Source organism: Streptomyces sp. PA03-6a (assembly GCF_033792765.1).
Lineage (GTDB): Bacteria > Actinomycetota > Actinomycetes > Streptomycetales > Streptomycetaceae > Actinacidiphila.
The window spans coordinates 22,588-38,055 of record NZ_JARAVK010000037.1; the positions used below are offsets into that span (position 1 = coordinate 22,588).

The 15,468-nt window shown below is 73.4% G+C and carries 11 protein-coding genes; 6 read left to right on the forward strand and 5 right to left on the reverse strand.

All coding sequences use genetic code 11. The annotated features are described in order from the left end of the window. Positions 1-55: 55 nt before the first annotated feature. Complete coding sequence (locus PV350_RS12100; protein ID WP_500333662.1) at positions 56-3,787, reverse strand: S8 family serine peptidase; 3,732 nt, start codon at positions 3,785-3,787, stop codon at positions 56-58. A 376-nt stretch (positions 3,788-4,163) separates the two neighbouring features. On the opposite strand from PV350_RS12100, the gene PV350_RS12105 reads away from it, so the two are divergent. Further along, positions 4,164-4,313, forward strand: coding sequence for a DUF1427 family protein (locus PV350_RS12105; RefSeq protein WP_499515802.1), 150 nt, complete (start codon positions 4,164-4,166; stop codon positions 4,311-4,313). Then, positions 4,310-4,531 (forward strand): DUF1427 family protein, encoded by a 222-nt coding sequence (locus tag PV350_RS12110; protein ID WP_499515803.1) that lies wholly within the window; start codon positions 4,310-4,312, stop codon positions 4,529-4,531. Before PV350_RS12105 ends, PV350_RS12110 begins: the two co-directional genes overlap by 4 nt. Here the strand turns inward: PV350_RS12110 and PV350_RS12115 are convergent. Next, positions 4,521-5,696, reverse strand: coding sequence for a helix-turn-helix domain-containing protein (locus PV350_RS12115; protein ID WP_499515804.1), 1,176 nt, complete (start codon positions 5,694-5,696; stop codon positions 4,521-4,523). The two genes, PV350_RS12110 and PV350_RS12115, sit on opposite strands and share 11 nt — an antisense overlap. 183 nt (positions 5,697-5,879) lie before the next feature. On the opposite strand from PV350_RS12115, the gene PV350_RS12120 reads away from it, so the two are divergent. The 3 genes from PV350_RS12120 to PV350_RS12130 all read left to right on the forward strand — a co-directional run bounded on the left by PV350_RS12120 (position 5,880) and on the right by PV350_RS12130 (position 11,242). Beyond that, complete coding sequence (locus PV350_RS12120; RefSeq protein WP_500333663.1) at positions 5,880-7,667, forward strand: FAD-binding dehydrogenase; 1,788 nt, start codon at positions 5,880-5,882, stop codon at positions 7,665-7,667. 266 nt (positions 7,668-7,933) lie between these two features. Continuing rightward, positions 7,934-10,201 (forward strand): M4 family metallopeptidase, encoded by a 2,268-nt coding sequence (locus PV350_RS12125; protein WP_500333665.1) that lies wholly within the window; start codon positions 7,934-7,936, stop codon positions 10,199-10,201. Positions 10,202-10,315: 114 nt separating this feature from the next. Next, positions 10,316-11,242: an aminoglycoside phosphotransferase family protein gene (locus tag PV350_RS12130; protein WP_500333667.1), complete on the forward strand. Its 927-nt coding sequence runs from the start codon at positions 10,316-10,318 to the stop codon at positions 11,240-11,242. A gap of 10 nt (positions 11,243-11,252) precedes the next feature. On the opposite strand, the gene fxlM is transcribed toward PV350_RS12130, so the two are convergent. Together fxlM and PV350_RS12140 are read right to left on the reverse strand one after the other, a co-directional pair. Beyond that, entirely contained in the window at positions 11,253-13,553 is a 2,301-nt protein-coding gene (gene fxlM / locus PV350_RS12135) for a methyltransferase, FxLD system (protein ID WP_499515808.1), read from the reverse strand. Positions 13,554-13,759: 206 nt separating this feature from the next. Continuing rightward, entirely contained in the window at positions 13,760-14,137 is a 378-nt protein-coding gene (locus PV350_RS12140) for a VOC family protein (protein WP_499515809.1), read from the reverse strand. A gap of 118 nt (positions 14,138-14,255) precedes the next feature. Between PV350_RS12140 and PV350_RS12145 the strand changes: the two genes are divergently transcribed. After that, positions 14,256-14,723 carry a hypothetical protein gene (locus PV350_RS12145; RefSeq protein WP_500333669.1) on the forward strand — a complete coding sequence of 156 codons (468 nt, stop codon included), beginning with the start codon at positions 14,256-14,258 and terminating at the stop codon, positions 14,721-14,723. A 20-nt stretch (positions 14,724-14,743) separates the two neighbouring features. Here the strand turns inward: PV350_RS12145 and PV350_RS12150 are convergent, their stop codons facing one another. Then, complete coding sequence (locus PV350_RS12150) at positions 14,744-15,388, reverse strand: LysE family translocator (protein ID WP_499515811.1); 645 nt, start codon at positions 15,386-15,388, stop codon at positions 14,744-14,746. Positions 15,389-15,468: the final 80 nt, after the last annotated feature.

The window sequence follows — 15,468 nt, forward strand, 5'->3', positions numbered from 1 at the left end:
ACCTTCCACGCCGGGACCGCGCGGGCCGTCGCCCGCGCGGTCCCGGCGTCCCGCGTCAGCGGAGGCCGAAGGCCCGGATCACGGTCTGGGTGACCGCGTTGCCCGCGGAGTCGTGCGCCCCCGCACGCAGCGAGACGAACCGGGCCTGCTTCGGGGCGGACAGCTTGAAGCGGCCGTCGTGCCCGCAGGCGGTCTTCCGCCAGGTGCGCCCGTCGTCGTAGGACACCTCGAGGGAGACGGCCGAGAGGGAGCCCGCGCCGACGGCGCCCGGGAGGTGGGCGGCCGTGACGGACAGCGCGTCGTTCCGGGCGGCCCTGCCGTCCGCGTCCGTGGCGATGCCGTAGTCGATCTGCGGCAGCGGCAGCACTGCCGCGTCGTCGCCCGCCGAGGCCTTGGACGTGAACTCCCACTCGGTGTGCGTGGTGGCGGAGTAGGGGCTCACCGAGGCGTCACGGCTCGCGTCCAGCACCAGGCGGTAGGGCAGCCGGCCCGTACCGGGGGCGGTGCCCCCCATGCTGGTGTTGGTCGTGCTCTGGCCCAGGCGCGTGCCGCCCTGGTAGAGGGTGAGCGTCTGCCGTGTGCGCTGGTAGTCCATCGACATGCCGACGTGGTCCGCGCCACCCCATGCGGGGATGTCGAAGGCCAGCCAGCTGCCGCTGCGGGTGGGCAGCTTGTAATTGTTGTTCAGGTACGGCCGCTCGACGGGCTTGAACCACTCCTGGCTGTGCCGGCTGCCCGCCCGGTACGTGGTGCGCGGTTCGACCTCGTACAGCAGACCGTCGACGTACGCCTCCTGGCCCCAGGAGTAGCCCGGTCCGGTGGAGACCCAGTCGACCCGCCGCGAGTTCACCGGCTCCCGCATCGTCAGGCCGATGCCCCAGTTGGAGTACACGGGCCAGTCGAAGCGGAACTCGCCGCCGCCCTGGGCCGGGTCGGGGCTGTCGAAGGTGACGTCGACCCGGGCCAGGTTCTTCGTGCCGCCCTTGACGACGAGGTGGCCGGGGATCTCGTTGTGCCACGTCCACATGAGGTCGTAGACGTACGGGCTGACCGGCTGCGAGCCCACCTTCAGCACGGCGCCCCGTGCCGACGCGCGGCGCAGGAGCCGTTCGCCCTCGTCGGTGCTCAGCAGCGCCACGTCGATCCGGGCGGGCGTGAAGGGGTCGTCGGTGTAGCTCCGCAGCTGGCGTCCCGGCTGGTCGTTCACGACGAGCAGGAGCCTGGCGCCCGCCGCGACCGCCGCGGCGGCCTGTTCGGCGTCGCCCACGGCGCCGCCCCGGCGCACGACCACCGCCTTGCCGCGCGCGTCGAGCCCGGCGTAGTCCGCGCTCGCGCCGTCACCGGCGGCCACCAGGGGGAACGCGTAGTGGCCCTGGGCGAGCGCGGTGACGTCCGCCTGCCGCAGGACGTCGGTGAACGCGTCGTTCCCCGCGCTGACGGACAGCGCCGGCTGCTCCTTGCGCCAGCGGGCGCCGAGGTGGAAGTCGCCGTGGGTGACCTCGTGCGTGGTGGGCTGGGCCCAGAGGCTGTCGTAGCTGGTCTGGGTCTCCATGTAGTCGCGCCAGCTGCCGCCGCCCATCGCGCGGTTGTACTCCAGGCGCTGGTAGGTCACCTCGGTCGGCTGCGGTGTCGTCATGTCGACCCGCTCGAGCTTCGTCGCGTCCAGCATCACCGTGCGGTCGCCGTCCATGACGACCTCGGGGTCGCCGAGCAGTGCCATGCCCATCGAGTGGGGGCCGTGCACGCCGCGCACGTCCTTGAAGGACAGTACGGAGTAGACGTCGTCCGGGAGCCAGGTCTCCAGCCGCCCGGTCTGGTCGACGAGGTAGAACGCCGGGTCGAAGTCGCCGGAGCGCAGCACCTCGACGACCCCGGACATGGGCTTGCCCTCGCCGTCCTTGAGGACCATCGTCAGCCTGTGGGCGGCGTCGCCCAGCGACACCGCCGTGTGGGTGACCGTCCTCCCCGCCGTGTCGGCCGCGACGACCTGACCTGACCAGCGGCCGTTCCCGGTCGCCTTCGAGCCGTCGATGGTGACGGTGACCTCGGCGGTGCCGTGCGCCGGCACGACGACCCGGGACGCGGACAGCGCGAACAGCCCGGCGGGGGCGTTCGGGGCCTGGACGGACAGGGCCAGCGTCACCGGGGAGCCCCCGGTGTTGGTGTACGTGACCGGACGCTCGACCGCGGCGGCACCGCCGCCGGCCTCGGCCTGACCGGTGAACGCGGTCGCCGAGGCGAACACCTCGGCGCCGAGCGCCGAGGGCACGTCCACCCGGCCGCTGCCGGCCTGGAACGCGTCGTACTGCGGGGTCTGCTTCGAGCTGCTCACCAGCAGGTCCTTCAGCTGGGAGCCGGTGAGCCCCGGGCGCGCGGCCGCGAGCAGGGCCGCCGCGCCCGCGACGTGCGGTGTGGCCATCGAGGTGCCGCTGAGCGTCTGGTAGCTGCCCTCGCCCTCCGGCGCGTACTGCGAGCGGGCCGCCAGGACGTCGACGCCGGGCGCGGTGATCTCCGGCTTGAGACCGCCGTCGCCGACGCGCGGACCCTGGCTGGAGAACCAGGCGACGTCGTCGGAGGAGTCGACGGCTCCCACCGTCAGGGCGGCGTCCGCCGCTCCCGGCCCGCCGATGCTGCCGGGCGTACCCATGTTGCCCGCGGCGATGACGAACAGCGCGCCGGTCTGCGCGCTCAGGCGGTCGACCGCCGCGCTGAGGGGGTCCGTGCCGTCGGACGGGGTGTCGGAGCCCAGGCTCATGCTCACGACGTCCGCGTCCTGGTCCACCGCGGCCCATTCCATGCCGGCCAGCACCCAGGAGTCCTGGCCGGAGCCCGAGTCGGCCAGCACCTTGCCCACGTGGAGGTCCGCGCCGGGGGCGACGCCCTTCTCCTTGCCGTCCGAGGCGGCCCCGGTGCCGGCGATGGTGGACGCGACATGGGTGCCGTGTCCGTTGCGGTCCGTCACGTCCTCGTCCGGGACGAAGGTCCGGGTGGCGGTGATCCGGCCGGACAGGTCGGGGTGCCCGGTGTCGACACCGGTGTCGAGGACGGCGACGTCGACACCCTTGCCGGTGTCGCCGGCCGACCACGCCTGCGGGGCGCCGATCTGGGCGGTGGTGTCGGCGAGATCGGCCTCGACCTTGCCGTCGAGCCAGATGCGGGCGATGCCGGAGCCGAAGGCGGGGGTGTCGCCCGGGGTGGTCTTGGCGGCCCGCGATCCGGCCCCGGGCGCGGAGGTGACGGCCTGCCAGAAGTCTGCGGACCGGTCCCTGTCCTCGGTGAGGGCGGCGCCCTGGACGCTGCTGAGGTCCCTGACCCGGGTGGCACCGCGCGGCGTCGTGGAGCGCAGGCCCGCGGCGGTGCCGTAGGAGACGATCAGCGGCAGGTGGTCGAGGTGCGCGTCGTCGTAGCCGTCCGCGACGAGCTTGCTGATGTTGAACAGGCGCCGGTCCAGGGTGCCCGCCGCCACGTAGGGGAGGGCGGATTCCGGATAGACGTAGAGGTCCCCGCGGGACTCCATGATGTGCGCGCGGGTCTCGGACCCATTGGCGCCGCGCACCTCGACGGTGCCTCCGGCGGTACCGGACTGCCGGGTGATAACGATGTCACCCGTGATCAGGGTGACCGTGTGGACGCCCGCGGGCACGTTGCCCCGCGCCGCCGGGGCGTCGGCGCCGGCGCTCCCGGGCGAGGCGGCCTGGGCGGCGGACATGGCGGCGGGTTGCGCCATCGACAGGAGGGCGGCGCCGGCGGCGGCGAGCACGCCCCAGCGTCTGGGTGATGGTCTCAAGGGATTCCCTGGCTGTTCCGTGGGGCCGGGGTCGGCCCGCCGACGGTTCGGACTGCCCCGGTGGGGGCGGTCGCATCCTGGCCCCAAACCCGGGGACGGGGGCAGGGCGTGCGAGGTGATCTTTCCCACGTCCGCATCGCGACCGTACGGGTTTGGGGTCGTCAATCCCGCCCCCACGTGCGGAAGTTGCCGGCCGGACCCAGGGCGCGGCGCACCGTTGCGAGCCCGGCGGGCGCCGAGGCGTCGGCGGCACGCGCCGGTGGCCGCGCCGTCCTGACGGGGTCACCTGACGCCGCGCTGCACGACCGGGCGCCATCCGTGCTGCTAGAAAGGGACGTAAATTCTCATATCGGTAAAAAAGGAAAGGGGGGTCGGCGTGGGCTACGCCGCGTCCTTCGGAGCGGGCCTGGTCGTCGGCATCATGTACGGCCTCCTCAGGGTCCCGTCCCCCGCGCCGCCGTTCATCTGTCTCGTCGGCCTGGCCGGCATCCTGATCGGCTCCTCCGTGCCGGAGTGGCTCGCGTGAGGTCCCTGCTCTCGCGGTGCCTCATTTCCTTCTCCGTGGGGGCCCTGGCCGGTGTCCTGTACTGGCTCATGGGCGTCATGTCGCCGGCCCCGCCGTGGATCTCGCTCGCCGGGCTGCTCGGCATCCTCGCCGGCGAGGCGGCGACGCGGCACCTGCTGACGCGCCGCCGGAAGCGGCCTGCCGACCCTGCGGAGGGGCCGCCCCCGGCTAGTCCGTGAAGGGGGCTTCCCGGTCCGGCCCCAGCCACGTCGTCAGGGCCCACCACCAGTGGAGGGCGTCCAGCGGCCCGGACGTGGCGTCCGCGGGCGGCTCGCCGGTGATCTGCCGGAGCCGGCCGAGCCGGTAGCGCACGGTGTTGGGGTGGGTGAACAGTGCGGCCGCCGTCTGGTCCAGACGTCGTCCGTGGTCCAGGAACGCCAGCGCGGTGAGGGCCAGTTGGCGGTGGAAGGCGTCCGAAGGATCCAGGGCGCCCAGGAGCCTGCCGGCCAGGAACGAGCCCAGCAGCGGGTGCTCCCCGGTGGCGATCTCACCGGCGAGGTCCGTCAGCTCCCGCACCCCGCGCCGTCCGCGCCGGCCGCCGGCGGTCAGCGCGCGGACGCACAGCCGGTGGACGGGCGGCAGCTCGTCCGGCGGAACGGCGGGGGAGAGGACGACGAGCACGCCGGCCGCCTCCGGCCCCAGTTCCCCGCGCGCGGGCATCCGGGGGAGCAGGCCCGCCGGCCGGCCCTCGACCCGTCCGGCGATCCCGCGCAGCGCGGTGATCCGGTCCGTGAGGCGGCGGGCGCCGGCGGCGTCGAGGCCGTCCGCGACGAGGCAGTGGTACGTGCCGCCGGGCCGGAGCCCGGCCCGCGCCAGGTCCGCTGCCGGCGGCGGGGTGCCGCCCGTCAGGAGCCGGCGCAGCACCCGCGCCCGCAGGCCGTCGGAGGCGGGCGGCAGTTCCTGCTCGGCCGTGCGGTAGCCGTTGATCACGTGGCGTTCGACGGCGTCGCCGTACTCCTTGAGCCGCAGGACCGCCGAGAGCAGCATGCCGTCGGGCACTCCGGCCGACCTGCTGCGGTCGACGGTGATCTCCACCGTGCGGGTGAGGGCCGCCTGGACGCCGTGGAGCACCGAGGTGATGGGGACGCCCTGTTCGGCCCGGTCGGTGCCGAGCAGCAGGGCGGCGGCGAAGTCCTGGCCGTCCACGCGCCCGAAGGTGCCGAGCCACGGTCCGGCCGCGGCGACGATGGCGGTGACGTGCCGCCGGGTCTCCGCCTCGCCGAGCCGGGCGACGTCGGGGGAGTGGGTGCGCGCGGCGTGCACGAGCTGGCCCCGTACGTCCGGGTCGCCGGCCATGTCCCGCAGGATCCCGGCGACGGGCTCGGGCTGGTGGGTGACCGTCAAGAGCCTCGCCCCTTCCGCGAGCGAACGCTGTGGCCGGGCGACAACCGGGTGCGGGCGCATTGGCGGCCGGCCACTACCGCATTGTCATGACCACCTGATTACCTGTCGGCTACCGAAGGTAACAGCAAGGTCATCCGGGCAACACCCTTCGCGCATCCCCCCGCACCCTCCGGAAGGCACGCCATGGAGACAGAGACAGACCCCGCCATGCCCAGCCGGCGCCGCGTCCTGACGGCGGCGGGAGGTGTGCTCGCCGGGGCGACCGCCCTGGCGCAGGCGGCCCCGGCCCACGCGGCCGCCTCCCAGGACGCGGACGTGATCGTCATCGGCCACGGTCTGGCGGGCCTGGTCGCGACCGCGGAACTGGCCGACAAGGGACGCAAGGTGCTCCTGCTCGACCAGGAACCGGAGACCAATCTGGGCGGCCAGGCGTTCTGGTCCTTCGGCGGGCTGTTCCTCGTCGACTCCGCCGAGCAGCGGCTGATGGGCATCAAGGACTCCCGCGACCTGGCGTGGCAGGACTGGCAGGGCGCGGCCGGTTTCGACCGTGACGTCACCGACCCACACGGCCAGGACCACTGGGCCTACAAGTGGGCCGAGGCCTACGTGGACTTCGCCGCGGGGGAGAAGCGGTCCTGGCTCCACCAGCAGGGCGTGCGCTGGTTCCCGATCGTCGGCTGGGCCGAGCGCGGCGGCGGCCTCGCGGACGGCCACGGCAACTCGGTGCCCCGCTTCCACGTCACCTGGGGGACCGGCCCGGCCGTCGTCGAGCCCTTCGAGAAGCGCGTACGCGCCGCGGTCGCCAGGGGGCTGGTGAGCTTCAGGTTCCGGCACCGCGTCGACGAGCTCGTACGCACCGGCGGCGTCGTCACCGGGGTCCGCGGAGCCCTCCTGGAGCCGAGCAACGCCCCCCGGGGCACCCGCAGTTCGCGCACCGCCGTCGGAGACTTCGAGCTTCGCGCCCCGGTCGTGATCGTGACCTCGGGCGGCATCGGCGCCAACCACGACCTGGTGCGCCAGAACTGGCCGGCCCGGCTCGGCGCACCGCCGAAGAACATGATCTCCGGGGTGCCGGAACACGTGGACGGGCGGATGCTCGCCATCACCGAGCGGGCCGGCGGGCGGATCGTCAACCCGGACCGCATGTGGCACTACACCGAAGGTCTGCAGAACTACGCCCCGATCTGGGCCAAGCACGGCATCCGCATCCTCCCCGGCCCCTCCTCGCTGTGGCTGGACGCCACCGGCAGGCGCTTCTCCGCCCCGGACCTGCCCGGGTACGACACCCTCGGCACGCTCAAGACGATCACGGGTACCGGGTACGACTACTCCTGGTTCGTGACCACCCAGAAGATCCTGGCGAAGGAGTTCGCCCTCTCCGGCTCGGAGCAGAACCCGGACCTCACCAACAAGGACATCCCCCTCACCCTCTCCCGTCTGTGGCAGACCCCGGAGCCCATCGAGCGGTTCAAGAAGAACGGCGTCGACTTCGTGGTCTCCTCCTCGCTGTCCGGGCTCGTCGCCGGGATGAACAGGCTGACCGGGGAGGACCTCATCGACCTGGCCGACCTCAAGCGGCAGATCGACGCCCGCGACCGCGAGATCGACAACCCGTACACCAAGGACGCCCAGGTGATGGGGATCCGCAACGCCCTGGCCTACCCCGGCGACTTCCTCAGCCGCACCGCCACGGCCCACAAGATCACGGACCCGGCCGCGGGACCGCTGATCGCGGTACGGCTGAACATCCTCACCCGCAAGACGCTCGGGGGTCTGCAGACCGACCTGTCCGGCCGGGTCCTGGACGCGGCCGGGGAGCCGGTGCCGGGTCTGTACGCCGCCGGTGAGGTCGCCGGCTTTGGCGGTGGCGGCGTCCACGGTTACCGCTCCCTGGAGGGCACGTTCCTCGGCGGCTGCCTCTTCTCCGGCCGTCAGGCCGGGCGTGCGGCGGCGGCCGCCACGGCGACCTGAGGGGCGTCCCGTCCGTGGCGGGCCGGTGGCCACCGGCCCGCCACCGGGGCCCGCGCCCGCCGCTGTCCGGGGAGCGGGCGGAACGCTGATCGATTTCGGACAAGATTTGTTGCCGCCATGACAATGATGTCATCCCGATGTCACGCTGTGTCCGCACCCGCACACGGACGGCGTCATCCCGCACTGCGAGCTCCGCCCCGCCCGGCCCACTCCGCCGGCGGGTCCGCACGGCCACCGTCAGCCGACCGCCGCAGGAGGAGAACTCCTTGTCCCACTTACGCACCCTGCCCCGTCACGCCAGGGCGACCGCCGTCGCCCTGACCGCCGCCGCCGCACTGCTCGGCGCGGCCCTTCCCTCAGGCCCGGCGCTCGCCACCGGCCAGGGACGGGGCAGCACGACGATCGTCGCATCCCCCCACACCGGCGCGTTCCCCGTGCGCCTGTCCCCGTCCGCCCGCGCCTCGCTGATCCGCGAGGCCGGCTCCGCGGCGCCCGCGACCGCCAAGGTGCTGCGCCTCGGGCAGCAGGAAAGACTCGTCGTCAAGGACGTCGTCAAGGACGCCGACGGCACCGTGCACACACGGTACGAACGCACCTACGCCGGACTCCCCGTGCTCGGCGGCGACCTCGTCGTCCACCGCGACGGCAACCGGCTGACCCAGGACCGCGCCACCGACGCGACGCTGTCCGTGCCCGGTACGCGGCCCGCGGTCGCGGCGGCCACCGCCGGGAAGAAGGCCCTCGCCGCCGCGCCCCGTACCGGAAACCCCCGTACGGCCGGGGAACCGCGGCTCGTCGTCTGGGCCGCGACCGGCAGGCCGGCACTGGCCTGGGAGACCGTCGTCACCGCCACCCAGGCCGACGGCACCCCCAGCGAACTGCACGTCGTCACCGACGCCCGCACGGGCAAGGAGCTCTCCCGCTCCGAAGGCGTCAAGACCGGCACCGGAACCGGCGCCTTCGTCGGCACCGTCCCCCTCGGCACCACGGAGGCCGGCGGTGCCTACGAACTCCGCGACGGCACCCGGGGCGGCCACTACACCACCGACCTGAACAACACGACTTCCTCCGGCACCGGCACCCTCTTCACCGACGCCGACGACGTCTGGGGCGACGGCACCGTCGCCAACCGCCAGTCCGCGGGCGTGGACGCGCACTTCGGTGCCGGCGCGACCTGGGACTACTACCAGGACACCTTCGGCCGCAACGGCATCTACAACGACGGCGACGGGCGCTACAGCCGCACCCACTACGGCAGCAACTACGTCAACGCCTACTGGAGCGACACCTGCCGCTGCATGACCTACGGCGACGGCTCGGGCAACACCCACCCCCTCACCGCCATCGACGTGGCCGGGCACGAGATGAGCCACGGCGTCACCAGCGCCACCGCCGACCTCAACTACAGCGGTGAGTCCGGCGGCCTGAACGAGGCCACCTCCGACATCTTCGGCACCATGGTCGAGTTCCACGCGGACCTCGCCGCCGACACCCCCGACTACCTCATCGGCGAAGAGATCGACATCAACGGCGACGGCACCCCGCTGCGCTACATGGACAAGCCCTCCAAGGACGGCGACTCGCGCGACTACTGGTCGTCCTCGCTCGGCGGCGTCGACGTCCACTACTCGTCGGGCCCGGCCAACCACTTCTTCTACCTGCTCGCCGAGGGCAGCGGCCCGAAGACCGTCAACGGCGTGGCCTACGACAGCCCCACCTACGACGGCGTCCCGGTCCCCGGCATCGGCGCCGCCAACGCCGCCGCGATCTGGTACCGGGCACTGACCACGTACATGACCTCGACCACCGACTACGCCGGAGCCCGCACCGCGACCCTCCAGGCCGCGGCCGACCTCTTCGGCGCCTACAGCCCGGCGTACGTCACCGTCGCCAACACCTGGGCGGCCATCAACGTCGGCCGCCGCATCGTCGACGGCATCGACCTGATCCCGCCCGGCGACCAGATCAGCGGCGTCGGCCAGACGGTCTCCCTGCAGGTCGAGGCGACCACCAGCAACGCCGGCGCCACCCTGGAGTACGAGGCCACCGGGCTGCCCGACGGCGTGGGCATCGACCGGGACACCGGCCTGATCTCCGGCACACCGGACTCCACCGGCACCCACGAGGTCACGGTCACCGTCACCGACAGCACCGGCGACACCGCCTCCACCGGGTTCACCTGGACGGTCGCCTACGTCTACGGCAACGGCACCCGCGTCGACATCCCCGACGCCGGCGCCGCCGTCGAGTCGCCGATCACCGTGACGGGCCGCGGCGGCCACGCCTCCGCCGTCACCCAGGTCCACGTGAAGATCGTCCACACCTGGCGCGGCGACCTCGTCGTCGACCTGCTCGGGCCCAGCGGCAGCACCTACCCGCTGCTCAACCAGACCGGCGGGTCCGCCGACAACGTCGACCAGACCTTCACGGTCGACGCCTCCGCCGAGACGATCGACGGCACCTGGAAGCTCCGCGTCCGCGACGCCGTCGCGCTCGACACCGGCTACATCGAGAACTGGACCATCACCCCGTAGCGGACCACACTCCGCTCCGCCGGCGGGCCGGGCCACCCCCCTCCCGGCCCGCCGGCGCCCCACGTCCCCGATAACCCGTTGCCGCGGGCCGACACGGCGGGTGATCATCGCGGGATGATCACGACCCCGCCCGACGGCCGCGCCGGAATCGACGCGTCACTGGTCAAGCGCCTGCTCGCGGCACAGTTCCCGCAGTGGGGCCACCTGCCCGTCACCCCGGTGGAGGCCGACGGCTGGGACAACCGCACCTACCGCCTCGGGCACGCCATGACGGTCCGTCTGCCCACCGCCGAAGGCTACGTCCCCGCGGTGGCCAAGGAGAACGAGTGGCTGCCCCGGCTCGCGCCCTCGCTCCCCGTCGCCGTCCCGTCCGTGCTCGGCATGGGCGACCCGGGCGAGGGCTACCCCTTCCCCTGGTCCGTACGCGGCTGGCTGCCCGGCGGGACCGCCGCCCCCGAACGCATCGCCGACCTCAGCCGGTTCGCCGTGGACCTCGGCGAGTTCCTCCTCGCGCTCCAAGGCTGCGACCCCACCGGCGGCCCGGCCGCCGGCCGCCACAGCTGGTACCGGGGCACCTCACCCGCCCACTACGACGATGAGACCCGCCGCTGCCTGGCCCTCCTCGACGGCCACGTCGACACCGCCCGCGCCCGCGCCGTCTGGGACGCCGCCCTCGCCGCCGAGTGGCACGGCCGACCCCTCTGGTTCCACGGCGACATCGCCTCCGGCAACCTCCTCGTCCGCGACGGCGAACTCGCCGCCGTCATCGACTTCGGCACCTCCGGCGTCGGCGACCCCGCCTGCGACCTGGTCATCGCCTGGACCATGTTCTCCGGCGCCGGCCGCGAGGCGTTCCGCCGCACGGTCCGCCAGGACCCCGCCACCTGGGCCCGCGCCCGCGGCTGGGCCCTGTGGAAGTCACTGCTCGTGCTCGCCGACACCCTCACCACCGACCCGGCCCGCGCCGAGGTCAACCGGCACGTCATCACCGAAGTCCTCGACGACCACGACCACTTCGCGCGGGCGGCCGTGGCGGGGTGAGGACGCCGGATCAGGCGTCCGCGGCGGTGCCGGGCCATCGGAGGACCAGGCGGGTGAAGACCTTGTCGATCACGTGTCCCGCCGGGAGTTCGTGGTCCGGGGTGCCCGCGGGATGGACGGACAGGGCCGGATACCCGGTGCCGCGGACGTGCCGGTCCCAGGCGCGGACGCACGCGACCAGGCGCTCGGCCGACAGGGGCCCGGCCGCGCCGTAGGCGTGGACGACGAGTTCCAGGCGCCGCCCCCGGACCTCCGGCCCGCCCGGGACCTCAACGTAGGTGAGGTGGGCGAGGGAGCCGTCCGCCACCACGGCGGCGGCGTTCCCGCTCTTGGGAAGGGCCACGCGCCCTGGACGCCGTGAACCGCCCCGCACCAGGCGGCAGAAGCCGGGCAACGTGGTGGCCGCGAACAGCTCAAGCGTCTCCAGGGACTCCTCGGCCGCGACGGTGACGCCGGTCCTCGACTCGTGACGCCCGCCGCGCAGCGTGTCCCCGACGCCGGCCGTGTCCGGCACGGTGCCGTCCCCGAAGCACAGTTGCAGCCCGGCGCCGGCAAGGTCGACCACCGGAAGGGTCCGTGCCGCGGCCCCGCGGTCGCGGACGAATCCGCAGTACGTCCATCCGCGGGAGCGCAGCACCTCACCCTCCTTCCGGAGGGCGATGGCGCGGGTGTAGCCGTGGATCTCCAGGGGCAGGACGAGATACCGCCCGTCGGCGAGCTGGCGGCCCCACTCGGGGGAGACGTCCCAGGTCCGGTAGGTGATCACACTCGCGTCGAAACCGCCCCGCGGGACGTGACCCGGCGCCCCGTGCCCGCCGTCGCCGAGCACGACGGTGACGCGGCCGCTCCCTGCCTCCGCGGTGAGGCGCCTGGTGCGACGGACCACGTACGGGTCGACGTCGACCGTGACGACCCGTCCTGCCGGACCGACGACGTGGGCGATGAGTTCCGCGTTGTACCCCCCGGATCCGGCCTCGAACACCGTCATGCCCGGCTCCAGACGCATCTTCTCGAGCATGTCGGCCTGCAGCCACGGCGCGGAGACGGAGCTGACGGACTCCCCGCTCGCCGTGCGCCGGGTGACGACGGCGAGATCGTGGTCGTACGCGGTGGCCGGCGGGCTCTCGGGGACGTACCTGTGCCGCGGCACGGACCGGAGGGCCTCCTGGACCGGGGGCGAGGGGGCCCAGCCGCCACGGACCACGTCGTCGGCCATGCGCCCGCGCAACCGCGCCGCCGGTGCCGGCTCGCCCTCGACCGGGGGTTGCCGGCCGGCCGTCCCATAGGTCGTCATGGACGGCTGGTCCGGCACGACACCGGGCCATACGGTGGCGAGGGCCTGTGCGGACGGCGCGAAGACAGGCCCGAGCGCGGCGAGGGCGTGCAGCTCGTGCCACTCCCACCGCAGGAAGCGGTCCGGCTCGCGCACGGTGGGTTCGCCGGACCAGGAGACGGCCCGGACGACGGCGGAGAGGCGGCGGACACGGCCGCGGTCGTCGTGGAGGATCGCCACCAGATGGACGTCCTGCGTCCCGCAGGACAGGCCGGTCTCCTCGGCCAGTTCCCGTACCGCGGTCTCCGGGAAGGTCTCGCCCGGTTCGACGCGGCCGCCGGGCAGTTCCCACATGCCCTCGGCGGAACGCCCCAGGAGCACGCGGCCGCAGCCGTCCGTGACGACCACGCACGCACCGGCGACCGCCGCCGCGTCCGGTTCGCCCTCCTTCTCCACGGCCGTGAACACCGGGCACGGATCGCGCAGGACGAGCACGGCGAGCCCCTCGGCGTCGAAGCGGTCCACCGAGGCCCATCCCTCGACGAGGACGCCGATCTCGTCCTCGTCCAGGGCGATGCTCCTCCGCTCCTGCGGGGTGTTCGCGGCCAGGGGCGTGATCACCACCAGGGCACCCCCGGGGCGGAGGCGGGCCGCGAGACGAAGCAGTACGCGGGAGCGATCACGGAGGAACGCGAGCACCAGGCGCAGCGTGATGAGGTCGTATCCGGCTTCGTCCAGCTCGGCGGGGGCCTCGCGCTCGACGTCGCCGCACAACCACCGCACGCCCCCCGAGGCGTGCGCACGCTGTGCGGCCCTCTGCAGGGCGCTCTCGGTGAAGTCGACGCCGTCCACCGCGTACCCGAGCCCCGCAAGGTGCAGGGCCAGCTCCCCGGTGCCGCAGCCCACGTCCAGCGCGCGCGACCCGCTCACGGCCGGAACGTGCTCGGCGAGCAGGTCGCGTTCCGTTGCGGTGAGCCCACGGAAATCCCGCCCCGCGGTGTAGTGCTCGTCCCATGCTGTCCGGCTCGTGTAGGCCAACGGAACACTCCTGTCTCGTGGGTGACGGGCGGGCCGGGCAAGGGCCGTTCCACCGGGTCCAACGAGCAGGAGGGGCCCGACGACCGGGCCGCTTTCGGCCGTCATGGGGGCGTTGTCGCGTCGGGGGCACGGCGCTTGTGCCGTACACCGACCCTTGGTGTATCGGCACTCCTCGCGAGGCGATGATGGCCGAAACGCCGGCCGGCTCAGCCCGCGCGTTCCGCCGCGCTGCGCTCCACGCAGAACTCGTTGCCCTCCGGGTCGGCGAGCACCACCCAGCCCGTGCCGTCCGGGCGGCGCCGGTCGTCGACCTGCGTCGCGCCGAGCAGGAGGAGGCGCTCGACCTCTTCGTCCCGCGTGCGGTCCTGCGGCTGGACGTCCAGGTGCACGCGGTTCTTGACGGTCTTGGGGTCCGGAACGGTCACGAAGAGGATGCCGGGGCCGCCGGCGACCTCGATCAGGGCTTCCTCGTCACCGGGTTTGTCGTCCTCGTGGAGCGGACGGTCCAGGACGAGGGACCAGAAGCTCGCCAGACGGTGGGCGTCGGCGCAGTCGATCGTGATGTGGCGCATTGCGGAGGTCATGGGGCGGATTGTGGTCCACGGCGCCGGACCGGGGCAACGCGGTTGTGTCAGGGGCGGCCGATAGCGTTCACGTGTCCCCCGCGGGATCCCGTGAGCCCGGAAGCAGGAAGCGACAGCCGTGAACGATGACGTCCTGTCGGTCATACCGACCGACCCCCGGTGGCAGCCCGACCCTGATGCGGCAGAGCGTGCCGTCGCCCTCGTCGCCTCGTTGGAACCCGAGGACCCCGACGGTGCGGACATCGAGATCGAGGTCAGCCGGTACGACACCATCACGCCGGTCGAGTGCGGCGGCAATCTGGTCGCCATCGGGTGCCCGTTGTGCGGTGGCCCCGTCGACACCGCCTGGTGGTCGGAGGTGTTGGACGCGCACCGGGACGAAGGCTTCGTGACGCTGTCGGTCGACGTCCCGTACTGCGGGGGTGCCACGTTGCTGGACGAACTGCACTACGACTGGCCGTGCGGGTTCGCGCGCTTCGAGATCGCCGTGTGGAACCCCCGCCATGACTGGTTCGGCGACGACGAACTGGCCGCCGTCGGTGAAGCGCTCGGCCACCCCGTCCGGCAGATCAGGGCTCACGTCTGAACGGGCCGGGTACCGGCCCGTCAGTCCGCGCGCCCGGTCGCGGCCACGGTCACGCCGAGGCCGATCATCGCCAGCCCGCCGGCGCCGCCGATCGCGGACAGGCGGCGGTCGGAGCGGCCCAGCCAGACGCGGGCGGCGGAGGCGGTCAGGCCCCACAGGGTGTCGCTGACGAGGCCGATGCCGATGGGGACGAGGCCGAGGAGCAGCATCTGCGCGGGCAACGACCCGGCGGAGTGGTCCACGAACTGGGGGAGCACGGCGGCGAAGAAGACGATGCCCTTGGGGTTGGTGACCCCGACCGCGAGGCCGTCCGCGACGGTCCGCAGGTTGCCGCGGGCCGCCCGGTCGGGGGCGTCCATCGCGCCGACCGTCAGCTCCCGGCGGTGCCGGAACGCCTTCACGCCGAGGAAGACGAGGTAGGCGGCGCCGGCCAGTTTCACCACCAGGAAGAGCGTCAGGGACCGCTCGATCAGCGAGCCCAGGCCGAACGCCACGGCCACCACCAGCAGGTACGAGCCGATGAAGTTGCCCAGCACCGACGCGAGGGCGGTGCGGCGGCCGTGCGCCAGGGCGCGGCCGATGACGAAGAGCACGCTGGGCCCGGGGATGACGATGACGAGCAGGGACATCGCCGCGAACGCGAGCAGCCGGTCGGTGGACACCATGGTCCCTCACCTCCGCGGCCATTGAACCAGGTGCCCAGGGTGCCCTGCCGGTCGTGCGGCGGCCGGCAGGGAACCCCGGG

Bases quoted from the DNA above. Each gene is read 5' to 3' on its own strand.
- PV350_RS12120 (WP_500333663.1), top strand. From the start codon at position 5,880: ATGGAGACAGAGACAGACCCCGCCATGCCCAGCCGGCGCCGCGTCCTG.
- PV350_RS12130 (WP_500333667.1), top strand. From the start codon at position 10,316: ATGATCACGACCCCGCCCGACGGCCGCGCCGGAATCGACGCGTCACTG.
- PV350_RS12140 (WP_499515809.1), bottom strand. From the start codon at position 14,137: ATGACCTCCGCAATGCGCCACATCACGATCGACTGCGCCGACGCCCAC.
- PV350_RS12150 (WP_499515811.1), bottom strand. From the start codon at position 15,388: ATGGTGTCCACCGACCGGCTGCTCGCGTTCGCGGCGATGTCCCTGCTC.